This window comes from Gemella sp. (assembly GCF_057272915.1).
The window spans coordinates 1-11388 of the sequence record NZ_DBHIUF010000034.1; the positions used below are offsets into that span (position 1 = coordinate 1).

Here is an 11388-nt window from a genome sequence, read left to right on the forward strand (position 1 = left end):
ACACAGGTTCTCTTTTATTTTTTATTTTTTGTCACATATGTATTATAACCTAACAAATACGGATAGCTATTAAATATATTCATATCATTTTCATTTTTCTTAAAGAGAACTTTCACTTCGGTTTCTCTCGGGGTTGACCCAAAAGTCCTAAAATTTGACAAAGTTCATATGAGAACTCATAGACGCAGTGGTTTATTGATATCTAAAATCGCTTTAGAAAAGCTTTTTAGATATCTAATAAACTGTGCGGGGGTGACTCGACAAAATCGATTTCTTCGAAATCACGATTTTTGAGTCACTCCCATTATTTATTACAATAAGCTTTTAAACTATTATTTATAAATTTATTTACTTTATCATCATCATAAACCACTTCTTTAAGGTACAATCCTGCCGCATCAGCTTTAGGTCCTGCAAATTGGCGTTCTTTTTTCTCTAATATTTCTTTAACATAATCCGCTTCATATTTACCGGCGGCCACATTTTGTATAGTTCCGATAATTATTCTAACCATATTATATAAGAAACCATTCCCAGTAATTTCAAAATTTACAATATTAGGATTAACCGGATCTTTCTCCATAGTTAAACTATATATCGTTCTAACCTTATCTTCAACACTAGAATTTTTAGAACAAAATGATGAAAAATCATGTTCTCCTATAAAATATTGCAAGGCTTCTTGAGCTTTTTCGAAATTAAAATCAAAACTATGTTTACCCACATAATTTAATAAGAATGGATCCACTTCTCTTCCGATATGCAGTTTATAATAGTATGTTTTTTGTGTACTATTATACCTAACATGAAAATCTTCCGAAGCCGATGTCGCCCCCACTATTCTAATATCTTTCGGAATAGTAGTATTTAGTGCCTTAACCCATGCTTCATCTGGAATATTCAAATCAGTATCAAAATGTAATACCTGACCATAAGCGTGAACACCACTATCCGTTCTTCCACTCATATAAAGTCGTACATCTTTTTTATTAATTTTCTTTAAACTTTTCTCAATTTCTTCTTGAATTGTATTATTGTTTGGTTGTATTTGAAACCCATGGTAATTACTACCATCATACCTACAAAGTAAAACTACTCTCACTCTTATCTCCTAAATGTTTTATTTTAACCTTTATTTCTTACTTCTTAACCGTCGTATTATCCCTTGAATACTTTCTAACGACTCACTCTATATGCTATTATACCACAACAATAGAAAGAGAAAAAGACAAGCGAAGAGTTATACACTACAATTTCTTATAATAATATAAGATTTGGTAGTTTTAGGAATACAACTAATACAATATAATATACTCATCTACAATCTTACCAATAATCGCTTCTGTCCTTATATCTAAAACCAAAACCTAAAAAACGCTAATGAACTCTTCCTCTTAGCCTACTAATTTTATCATCAAAAAATGGTTGTATAATAAATTATTCCATAGCACAATTTATTATACAACCTATATTAATAGCCTTAAATTAAATATTATTACTAATAAATTTTAGTTAACAAAAGAACTCACAGCGTTTCATTCATACGCTCTATTGTTCTTGTTTTTTTCTAATCACTATCGCAGCTATCAAAGCTAATAATGCCATAACGATTGTTTGTTCGGACTCTAACCCTGTTTTTGGTAATTCCTCTGTTTCTTTTTTATTATTCCCTACTTTTTTATCGCTATTTTGATTATCTAAATTAGAATTATTCGAAGAATTTTTTGTATCTTCTTTTTTATCAAGTTCTGCAGGAACTACAATTTGAGCACGACTTTCTAGGTCTTTTACTCCTACTCTAATTCTTTCTAAAATAGCAAATTTACTGAAATGATCAATCTTAAATTGTAACAGACCAGGACTAAAGCTAACATCCTTAATTTTTGTCAATACGTTATTATCAGCTATGTGATATACTTCTAACTCTGTATTATCTTTCTTCATAACAGACACTTTTACCGTACGTTCTTCCTCACTGTCCACCTTTTCGCCGGCTTTTTTGAAATGAATTTCAAAAACTTCGATAATTTTATAATCATTACCTAGTTTCTTAATTATTTCATTATTCAAAGTTTCATCCTTTACTGCACCTACAAATACTTCATCAGCATCTATTTTATCTTTATTAAAAGATACAGTTACATCACGTCCTAGTAATTTCGCAGGTAAAACTTTATTTGCCGCTACTGTATTATTTACTACATCTTTATCTTTTTTCTCCGTAGATTCTTCTTTTTTATTGCTTTCTTTTTCTGGCTCTTTTTTGTCTTTTTTCTCTTCAGAATCTTTTCCTTCTTTTTTATTATCGCTCGCTAAATCTTTTTCTAAAATCGCTTTTATTTTAATTAAATTTTCATTATTAGCATGAGTGATTAATAATTGATTAATTTTAACTAACCATAATTCTTTAATTTCTCTTTCTCTACTCTTATCAGCTTTAATATCTGATAATAAATAATTTAAGAAATTTTTCTCATCAATTGTATTCCAATCAAATTTTTCCTTAATAATTTCTACTAGAATTTCATCTTCTTTTGAAATAATATTTTCTGATTTTTCTACAGGTTTTGGCGCCACTTCTTTTGAACTACTCAATTCATTATGTTCTTTCGACATATCCGGTTTTATAGTAGTTGTATTTTCATTATGTTTCATTTCTACAGTAGGTTTAATATTGTTATCCTCTTGTGCATAAGCTGTTCCAAGTGAAGAAGCTGCAATCCCTATCAAAATACCAGTGGCTACCATTGTTACTTTTCTTATTGAATATTCCTTTTTACTAGACATACCTTCCTCCTTATAAAATCACATAAAAAATAATGATAATATTAAATATATCCTATATCTATACTATTATATTATATCTTAATAGATTGAGCAAGCATTCTCCGCTTTTTCCAATGACAAAAAGATGAACATAATATAACATATCTGTTCACCTTCTTTTTTTATCTTAAATTGTAGTATCAGTGCGAATATTTATTATTGTATAAAAATCTAACCTAATGCTCAAATAAATACTTAACTATCTTATACTGTGTTTATTCATTTTTTCTTGGAAAATATTTGTAATAACTTTACGTAGCTCTTCTTTTTCTTTTTCTGGCCATTCACCTTCTTGTTGAGCTGCTGCATAAAGTTCTGGATACTCGACAGAAATTCTCTTTACTGTACGTGTGTTAGCATGTTTTCTTACGAAAAATGGAATCTTCTTCATTAATTCTTCAGGAACTAATGAAAGTATTCTTTCTGCGGTCTCTTTATCACTAATTACTGAAAAAGTAAGACCTTTCTTAATCTGTTCTTGTTCCTGTTCTGTAAAATCTTCTAACTTCATTCTTGTTCTCCTAAATATGTATATCTCTTAATTAAAGATTATATACTAAGAGTTAGGAAACAACAAATATATTCTACTGATAGAGATTATCAATATTATAAGTTACCAATTTTCAAATTATTACTTAAAATAATAGCAATCTTTTATAAATATTCAATAGTATAAAATGCTACTTTTAAACTCTAACCTACAACTAACAATAATACCCTATTAATAAATTTACCTGTTAATCAACCTTCACTGTCAAAGTTACGTACTCAACCCAAACAACTTATAAAATTCACCTTTTCTATCCATCAAATCAACAAAAGAACCATCTTCTGCAATGACACCATCTTTCATAAAAAGAATTCTATCATATTTTTTTAAAATAGTTTCATTTAACTTGTGTGTGACAACAAGAGCTGTCAAACCTCGGATTTTCAAGATTGAATTTTCAATTTCAGTAGTAATTTGATTATCCAAAGATGAAGTAGCCTCATCTAATAATAAGATTGGTGTTTTACGAATTAAGGCACGCGCAATGCTAAGTCTCTGTTTTTGTCCACCGGATAGATTTGCTCCATTTTCACCACATAAAGTTTGTAGGCCTAATTCATTTTCTAAAATATAATTTTCTAACCCAGACTGCTGTACAGCTTGTTTTATATCGTCTTCTGCGAAAGGTTGATTAAGGGTAATATTCGCACTTAAAGTATCATCAAAAATATAAACATCTTGCTGAACAACAGTCATTAAATTATATAGGCTCTCTGACGAAATATCTTGCAAATCTTGATTATCAATTGAAATGTGCCCACTTGTTACATCATAAAAACGCAATAATAGATTAAGTAAAGTTGATTTTCCACTCCCTGACATACCTACGATTGCAATTTTTTCTCCCTTTTGAATATTCAAAGATAAATTATTAAAAATTTTTTCTTCAGAGTTAGGATAAGAAAAATCAATATTTGAAAAAGAAATAACATCATCGAAATATTCTTTCCTTTTACCAGTTTGAAGTTCAATTATATCTTTTACCTCAAATGAATTCAGTGTAGCTTGACCCTCACGGAATTTACTTATTCCCATACCAATTTCATTTAATGGCATTACTACAAAATTTACTAGTTGAACAATAGCTGTTACACTTCCAATTGTGGTATGACCATCGAAGACGAGATACATTCCTCCAGCAAAGGCTACTAAAAATACAATCATCCCTGAAAGCTGAGAAATAACATTAGTCAAAGTATCAAATTTTCCTTTCATAAAATATATATCATCCAATTTTTCACTTTCATGACTGTAATCTTGACGAATAGCCTCCTTAACATTAAAACTTTTAATAACTAGAAAACCTGATAGAATATCTTTAACCTTAGCTAAATACTTCTGATCGGCAATAATAGCACTATTTTGTAACGAAACTGACATTTTCCCAATAAATCCTGAAATTATCATTGGAATAATGCTGGTAATGATAACCAATAAAGTTAAAAACCAGTTACCTATAAACATAGCTATTATCGAGAAAATTATCAAGGAAAAGTTTTTTGAAATATTAAAATACTGGTACAAATAGTCTTGCTCAATTTTCTTCATATTTTCAGTCAATATAGAAATATATTTTCCTGATTTCTCCTTAGAAAATTCTCTATAATCCTTATCTAAAATCGATTGAAACACCTTGTTTTTATATCTTGACATAATTTTTCTAACAAGTTTATTTCTCAATCGAAGGGATATAAAATTAAGCCCTGCATAGAGAAAAATAACAGTAGCGCCGACTAGTACCGCATGGGTCAGAGCTTCTCTATTTTGCGACATTCCACTATCGATAATATCTTTAATAGAATAAGCAAAAGCAATATTAGTTAAAGGGACTAGCATATTAAAAATCATGAAAGCATAATAAAACTTTTTATGATTCTTTATTAATTGTTTCATTCTTAATCCACCCCATAATTCTTAAATTTTATTTAGAAAATGAGACATAAAATATTCTTCTAAGTCAATATTCTCACTCATAATTTCTTTCATAGAGATTTGTTCAATCATTTCTCCATTTTTTATAACACCAATCTTATCTGCTATCTGTGAAATTTCGGATAAGATATGACTTGAGATTAATATTGTAATTCCATGTTCCTTAGAAAGTGTCAGCAAAAGATTTCGAATTTCTTGAATTCCTATTGGATCCAAACCATTAATTGGTTCATCTAAGATTAATAATCTAGGTTTTGTTAAAAAAGCCCTAGCTAAACCGAGTCTCTGCCTCATTCCTAACGAAAACTCTTTTACTTTTTTAGTAGTATTTTTTAATCCTACCATACTTAAGACACTTGTTATATCTGATTCAGTTATATTTTTCCCCATATACTGAGCATGAATTTTTAAGACTTCTTTTGCAGTACAATTTTCATAAAAAATTGGTGTTTCAATAATACTACCAATCTGACTTAGAATTTCCTCTCTGTGTTCTTGTAAATTTTTCCCGAAAATTTCAATACTACCAGATGTAATAGTTGATAAGGACAACATACATTTCATTAAAGTTGTTTTCCCAGCACCATTGGGACCTAAAAAACCATATATTTCTCCTTCAGCAATTTGAAGATTAATACCACTCAAAATTTCTTCCTTATCAATAGTTTTAAAAAGTTCTTTTATTTCAACAACATTTTTCATTTCTATACCTCTCTTTCTATATCCAACTCTCAATACAAGATTTTCTTCTTCAGGAATATGAATACTAACTTATATAATCTCTTCTTTAAAAGACTATTAATTATTTTAGTCGTTTCATTTTTATTCCTGAAACAATTCATTCCATTAAATTAAACAATACTACTTGATACTAATATCTTTTCTTGAAATATTATAAATTGAAACTGAAGCAATAATTATACTTATGAAGCTAGCAAATATTAAAAATAATGAGTTGTTAACAAAATTATTAGTCAAACCTCCTGGAGTTGCATTAGATAGTAATGCAGCTAAACCAAGTCCTGAAAGCATTGTTATAGGTGTTGAATACTTAATCATACCTATAACAAAAGGTAATATCCCAATTAATACTGTCCCAAACGAAATTCCAACTAAATTAATTAATTGATTAACTACTGGTATATAATTTGATTCAGTTAAAACTGCGACTAATCTAATTAATAATTGAATAACTAAATGTGCAGTAAAATGAGCAATAAATGATATTAAAATCACCGATATAATTTTTCCCCATAGTAACTTTATTTTTGAAATAGGGTAAGAAAACAACTGAAAAATTGTTCTTTGTTTAAATTCATCAATAAAAATTGTAGACAATAAATAAGCTTCAAAAATTAAAAATGCTGCTTTGGTAAATAAAGATGAAAACAATGATGATGCAATTGCCCAATTTCCCCATTTATCAGCAATTCTAAAATTATTAGAACCTTGCCCTACAAATTCTCCCAATTTATTATCCGTACCTAGCCCCATAATTATAATTCCCGTGACACCTAATACTATCAATATAGTAACAAACCAAGCCAAAAATAATTTAGATTTTGAAACCTTATTTATTTCAATTTTAATAAGTGATAACATAGATTTTTCCTCCTAAAAGTAAATATAGTTTATATTATTTAAACTATTCTGAATACATATTTAAAATAACCGTTTAAATCAAATAAGAGTATGAAACATACCGATGGTATGCTAAAAACTAAAAAAAATGATACATACTCTTGGTATGTTAATAAGTTTTTTAATAACATACCTGAGTATGTTATTTTTAAAATATCAAATACTTAAAGTATATTTATAGAATAATAACTGATTAAATCAAGAAAGAATTATTACTAACAAGAACGTAATAAGATTATTTAACACCTTTTAAGTGATCAAATAATTGGAAAATTACTTCCATCATTTCATCAGAAATCAATTGTACCCCTAACCCATCAAAAGAAAGTTTAATGAATCTCATTTTTCTTTTTAGTTCCTCTACTGAATAAACAGAAATTTGGAATCCAATCCAAATATTTAAAGTTAAAACAATCAAATCAGCTAGCTCTTCTGGATATTCTGTTTTAATCGATTCATCTTTAACACCTTCGTAAACTCTTTCTCTAATTTCTGGTAAAAAATCAGAAAATAAACTTAGATACTGTTCTCCTAACAAACGTGGACTTCTTAACTTTATAGAAGCTGAGTATACCAGTCTTTGTTGTTCAAAATTAGAGAAAGCATCCATCAAAGAATTTTGTATCTTTTCTAACCCAGTGTCTCCTCTCCAATTATAATTTAAAATCTCTTGATTATTTTCTTTAATAATTGATTGTAATATCTCTTGTTTCGATTCAAAATGATGATAAATAACACCTTTTGTCAATCCACCTAATCCATTTATTATATCTTGTATTGAGGTATTATCAAATCCCTTTTTTAAAAATAAATCTTTAGAAACTTCTAGTATTTTTTTTCTAGTTTCATGTGGATTTCTATTCCTTGCCATAATATCTCCTTTCTATCATACCAGTGGTATGTAATTTCATTATAATGCACTAAACTAATAATGTCAAGTTTCTTATTGTTTCTCCCCACTTTATTTTTTAGAGTTTACTCTTAATATTAGTTCAAGTTGTTATACAAAGTAATCTTATACTCTCTCCTCTTTCATACATCACAATGTATTTACTGTTTAATAAATGGCTATGTTATAGCGTTTTATTTGATTATTTGAGTTAGACAGACTAGGATTTAAATTTTAACTCGTTCGGAAAATAACAAGATCTACTATCCTAAAGTATGTTCTATACCATTATAGTTTAATGCAAAGTGTAGCTATATAGTCATTTCCATAACGTGATAGTCTATGTCTTTTGTCACACGATTCATAAAAATCTATCATAGCAAGTCCATTTTTAAGTTGTCCTCTAATCTGAGTTTCTAAGGTATGGCTAAATTCATATCCATATTCTGGATTTATAGTTATCTTGCCTTCCTCTTCAAGCTCTTTTGAATTAAAAGGTATTGAAAATTTTAGATGTAATTCCTCATCAGGTTTATCCCATACAATATCAGCATCGTACATGTATATCCAAGGATTCATAAATCCGACCATTAACAATCCACCCTTTTTCAATACTCGAGAGGCTTCTTTATACATATTTTCTAAATCTTCTATATATACATTTGAAACTGGATTAAAAATAATATCAAAAGTTTCATTTTCAAATGGAAATGGTTTTGTCATATCTCCTTGAACTGTATTGATTTTTAAGCCTTCTCTTTTTGCAACCATTTCATCTCTTTGCAATTGTGATTTAGAAAAATCCATTATAGTTACATCATAACCTTTTACAGCAAAAACTGGTCCCTGCTGTCCACCTCCACAAGCTAAACCTAATATCTTTTTTCCGTTTGCTCTTTCAAACCATTCTTTTGGAACTTTTTTCCCGACAGTTAATGCAACAGAAATTGGATTATTTCTAGCTTCTTCTAATTGTTCGTGTGTCAATGGCTCAGTATAGTCATTTTTTACATTATTCCATCTATTTTCATTAAATTTTATATAACTGTTCATCTTATTAATCTCCTCGTAATTTTTCAAATGTGAGCTATCGTTAAAAAGTATCCGATATATTTTTATTTGCGGTACTCCTCTAATTTGAATCCATATTCATTTAGAAGTTGTTTTGAATAAATTTTTTTATTCTTTGAGTTTCTGACTTCTTTCCAAAGGATAGCTGCAACTTTTAACTTATTGGAATAATTATTGCTGTGTTTATCTGCGCAAAAATCTTTCAGAAATTGATTCCACTGACAAGTCGAATTATCATACTTTGCATAATCTGATTCTCCGTAATATATTTTTATCATATCTTGAATTGTAAATTCTTTATTGTTATCACTTTTTACTTTTCTCCAAGCCGTTGCCATATCAGCATTAAATTTAAACGGGCTAACTCCTGTTGCAGCTGAAAAATAATCTCTAAATTTTTGGTTAAAAGAAAAACCACATTCTAGCAATGGTGTATTTAAAGATATTACTTCGACATGTTTTTTGTTTACTTTCCTTGTGGACTTTTCTATTCTATTTCCCTTGAAATATTGTTCAATAATATAGTTCAATTCTTTCTTTATACATCTATACTCTAGTCCAAGAGACTTACATATTTGTGAAAGTTCTTCTCGATACCAATAGTACTTGTTAAATTCCTCAAATGATTCTATATCTTTAAAACTAGGTCTAACTTCTATCACACACTCACCTCCGAAACTTCATGTATATCTAACTTTCCATCCTTAATCAACTTTCTTTATTCTATTATACTATATTACTTGGAGTTCATAAATCATAAAAAATGCAGAGTGATCATTCTTAGTATGAACAAACTTTACCAATTCTTTTCTCTTTTCCTTCTTACCCAGCTATATGTTCACAGTTATAAAAACACTAAGAAAATATAAAAGACAGATTAAAAATACTATGTACTACAATAGGCTATTTAATGGACCTTTATAAGGAATTAACAATAAAATTAAAGTTATCAAACGTATTTCTTATGGATAGTAACTTTAAAGCTAAAATACTCCTTGTATAAAGCTTTTTTACACCTTCAGTTACTAATAAAAAACCGAGATATTCAAAAGAATAGTGCCAATCTATTTTAACTAGATAGAAAAGAATGAAATTAAAATGAAAAAATAGAAAAAAAGCTATACTACTTAATATAGCATAGCTTTCTCAGACTGTTGACAAATGCAAAATATGCATGAGTCAACAGCCTATTTTAATGAGAAAAAATGCTAAAAATGTTATAATATAAGTATATAGAGGAGGTTTTTAGTATGTTTAATAGAGAAGAAAATATAAAAGATGAAATAATATTAATGACGTTATCAGAAATAGTTCCTAAAGATCATTTTTTGAAAAAAGTAGCCGAAGCAATTGATTTTAAATTTATTTATGATTTAACAGAAAAATACTATAGTCTCACATCAGGTAGAAATAGTTTAGACCCTGTTGTGCTATTCAAGTTGGTGTTCTTAAAAGATTTTTACGGAATAAAATCTATGAGAGAAACAATAAAAAGAATAGAAACAGATGCTGCATTTAGATGGTTTTTAGGGATACCATTCTCTAAACCAGTTCCTCACTACTCTACATTTTCACAAAACTATATCCGACGATTCCAAGGAACTGACGTATTCGAACAAATATTTATAAATATAGTGAACCAAGCAATTGATAAAAAATTAGTAGGTGGTACAGAGTTCTTTACTGATTCAACACATATAAAAGCTAACGCAAACAAAAGAAAATTCAACATAGAAGTAACTACAAAAGTAAAAGAAAGAAAATTAGACTTAGAAAAAGAAATAAACGAAGAGAGAGAAAAAATAGGAAAAAAGCCTTTTGAATATAAAGAAAAAGAAGAACTAAAAAGACAACGAGTTAACACAACTGATCCAGACAGCGGTTATTATCACAGAGATCATAAAGAAGAAGGTTTTATGTATTTAGATCATAGAACGGTAGATGGAAAAAATAATATAATCATGGATTGTCACATAACTCCAGGAAACGTTCATTATAGTGGTCCATATATAGATAGATTAAATCAGATAGAAAAAAATTTCGGATTAACACCAGGAAAAGTTGCGTTAGATAGCGGATATTATTCTCTAGACATACTAAAACAGTTAGATAAAAAAAATATATTTTCAGTAATAGGATATAGAAGATTCTCAAAATCAAAAGATAAAAAATATTTCAAATATTTACCAGAAAAAGATATATTTGTAGATAAACGAACAGGAGAAATATATAGATACAGAAATATTGATAGAAATGGATATAAGCAATATAAGAGTGATGATAAAAATGAGAAAAAAATAATAAGACGCCATATAAACGCGGATTATTATGATAGAGCAAGGACAAGACGTTTATCTAAAGAAGGAAAGATATTGTACAAAAGAAGAAAAGAAACAGTAGAACGAAGTTTTGCAGATTCAAAACAGATAGTGTATAATATTTTGTGTAAACAGAAAAGTCAAGAGAAGTTGGAAAAAAA

The 11388-nt window shown here is 28.3% G+C and carries 10 protein-coding genes; 1 reads left to right on the forward strand and 9 read right to left on the reverse strand.

Features of this window, described 5'->3' with window-relative positions:
• Window positions 1–304 precede the first annotated feature (304 nt).
• From truA to ACO6OL_RS08475, 9 genes are all read right to left on the reverse strand, one after another.
• Window positions 305–1102 carry a tRNA pseudouridine(38-40) synthase TruA gene (truA, locus tag ACO6OL_RS08435; RefSeq protein ID WP_485502813.1) on the reverse strand — a complete coding sequence of 266 codons (798 nt, stop codon included), beginning with the start codon at window positions 1100–1102 and terminating at the stop codon, window positions 305–307.
• 446 nt (window positions 1103–1548) lie between these two features.
• Window positions 1549–2787 (reverse strand): YSIRK-type signal peptide-containing protein, encoded by a 1239-nt coding sequence (locus tag ACO6OL_RS08440; RefSeq protein ID WP_485502814.1) that lies wholly within the window; start codon window positions 2785–2787, stop codon window positions 1549–1551.
• A 238-nt stretch (window positions 2788–3025) separates the two neighbouring features.
• Entirely contained in the window at window positions 3026–3337 is a 312-nt protein-coding gene (locus ACO6OL_RS08445; RefSeq protein ID WP_485502815.1) for a hypothetical protein, read from the reverse strand.
• A 249-nt stretch (window positions 3338–3586) separates the two neighbouring features.
• The gene (locus tag ACO6OL_RS08450; protein WP_485502816.1) at window positions 3587–5269 is read right to left on the reverse strand and encodes an ABC transporter ATP-binding protein; all 1683 of its coding nucleotides are present in this window, start codon (window positions 5267–5269) and stop codon (window positions 3587–3589) included.
• Between the two features lie 21 nt (window positions 5270–5290).
• Window positions 5291–6010 (reverse strand): ABC transporter ATP-binding protein, encoded by a 720-nt coding sequence (locus ACO6OL_RS08455; RefSeq protein ID WP_485502817.1) that lies wholly within the window; start codon window positions 6008–6010, stop codon window positions 5291–5293.
• A gap of 159 nt (window positions 6011–6169) precedes the next feature.
• Window positions 6170–6910: an ABC transporter permease gene (locus tag ACO6OL_RS08460; protein ID WP_485502818.1), complete on the reverse strand. Its 741-nt coding sequence runs from the start codon at window positions 6908–6910 to the stop codon at window positions 6170–6172.
• 274 nt (window positions 6911–7184) lie between these two features.
• Window positions 7185–7820 carry a TetR/AcrR family transcriptional regulator gene (locus ACO6OL_RS08465; RefSeq protein ID WP_485502819.1) on the reverse strand — a complete coding sequence of 212 codons (636 nt, stop codon included), beginning with the start codon at window positions 7818–7820 and terminating at the stop codon, window positions 7185–7187.
• A gap of 306 nt (window positions 7821–8126) precedes the next feature.
• Window positions 8127–8891, reverse strand: coding sequence for a class I SAM-dependent methyltransferase (locus ACO6OL_RS08470; RefSeq protein ID WP_485502820.1), 765 nt, complete (start codon window positions 8889–8891; stop codon window positions 8127–8129).
• A gap of 62 nt (window positions 8892–8953) precedes the next feature.
• Entirely contained in the window at window positions 8954–9568 is a 615-nt protein-coding gene (locus ACO6OL_RS08475; protein WP_485502822.1) for an SAP domain-containing protein, read from the reverse strand.
• A gap of 591 nt (window positions 9569–10159) precedes the next feature.
• Here ACO6OL_RS08475 and ACO6OL_RS08480 point away from each other — a divergent pair.
• Window positions 10160–11388, forward strand: a 1229-nt coding sequence (locus ACO6OL_RS08480) for an IS1182 family transposase (RefSeq protein WP_485502821.1), incomplete at its 3' end; no start/stop codon positions are given.